This window comes from Pantoea sp. S62, assembly GCF_016658625.1.
GTDB lineage: Bacteria > Pseudomonadota > Gammaproteobacteria > Enterobacterales > Enterobacteriaceae > Pantoea > Pantoea vagans.
The window spans coordinates 1-1,283 of record NZ_JACVVI010000043.1; the positions used below are offsets into that span (position 1 = coordinate 1).

The following is a 1,283-nucleotide window of genomic DNA, read 5'->3' on the forward strand; positions in this document are numbered from 1 at the left end:
CCCGTTCCGGGCCAGCGGGTTTCCATCCTGACGCAACCCCTGCAACCGGCTGTCGCCGGTGCGTTCACTGGCCCCGAAAACGGGGCCGCTGAAGACCGGACTGGCAAAGAGCCGCCGTCCGGGGCTGTGCTCTGTTCATCTTCCGCGTTCAGTTTAGTTTCCTGAATCCCTTCGCCGTGCAGAAACCTGGCACGCGGCCGTCTTCTCGCAAGGGACGCACGCTAAACGGCGTCACCCGGTCCCTGCGGGCTGCGGCTTTGCCGTTTCTCCCTGCGTTCAGCCTGATGCCCGCGAGCCCGTTCTGCCTTCACGGCAAGGAACTCAGAGAAACATCAGACAAACCACACGGGAGACACAACATGTCACAGCAGAACGTCAACATCACGGCTGCAGAATCTAAAGAATCATCGACTTTCATGGCAAAATCATCAGAAGAGATCAGCTATGAGGCTATACGGCGCGCTTTACGTCGCAGTCTGTTTTACACGGACTGTCCGCAGTTCAATGTCAACACGGCGGCGCTGCGTAGCGATTTTTCTATGAACCTGGAGTTCCTGATGGCGGCAACCTTCACGCGCGAAGAGGCGGAATTTCATACGGGAAAATTCCGTTCAGGAATTGAGATGCTGCTGATTAACGCGCACGAAAAACTGCTGGTCACGGTTTCTGTCGATGCCCTGGCGGCAGGCGCAACACCGGAGACTTATGAAACGCGGATCGTGCATTCAGCCAATCCGATCGGCGAAGAAGAGTATGCGGAGAACACTGAATACCAGACGACTAACGTTTATAAGGTTGAAGGCGACATAAATGCCGCAGCGCTTGAACTGTTCTGGTCTGAGCATGGGGGGCTGAGTAAATATGCGAAGCAGAACCTGCCGGTGGCTGACGAATACAGCCCGTTCTGTCACTGGCAGTTTTCACGTCTGAGAGGATAAATGATGGCTTCCCTGCAGTGCGCTGCAGGGAAAAAAGACAGCGTTTATGCGCATGAAAACCTGGATTCTTACTGAAAATCAACGTCATCAACGCCACGACAGACCCCTTAATCGACCCGGAATGCTGTGTCCCGCACGGTCAAAAGCCGTTACACCGGACGTCCGGGCGGCTGTCATGCTGCGCACAGAGCCGGCACGCCGTCTCTGCCCGGGCCCGTTCCGGGCCAGCGGGTTTCCATCCTGACGCAACCCCTGCAACCGGCTTCGCCGGTGCGTTCACTGGCCCCGAAACGGGGCCGCTGAGGACCGGACCGGCATAGCCGTCCGGGGTGTGTTCGTGCCGTT

Annotated in this window: 2 protein-coding genes; one reads left to right on the plus strand and one right to left on the minus strand. The window is 57.4% G+C overall.

The features are described from left to right. Nucleotides 1-176 precede the first annotated feature (176 nt). Nucleotides 177-938 carry a hypothetical protein gene (locus IBT54_RS24840; RefSeq protein WP_201253323.1) on the plus strand — a complete coding sequence of 254 codons (762 nt, stop codon included), beginning with the start codon at nucleotides 177-179 and terminating at the stop codon, nucleotides 936-938. Between the two features lie 139 nt (nucleotides 939-1,077). Here the strand turns inward: IBT54_RS24840 and IBT54_RS25315 are convergent. After that, nucleotides 1,078-1,283 (minus strand): hypothetical protein (locus IBT54_RS25315; protein ID WP_236263724.1); only part of this gene is annotated, 206 nt, incomplete at its 5' end.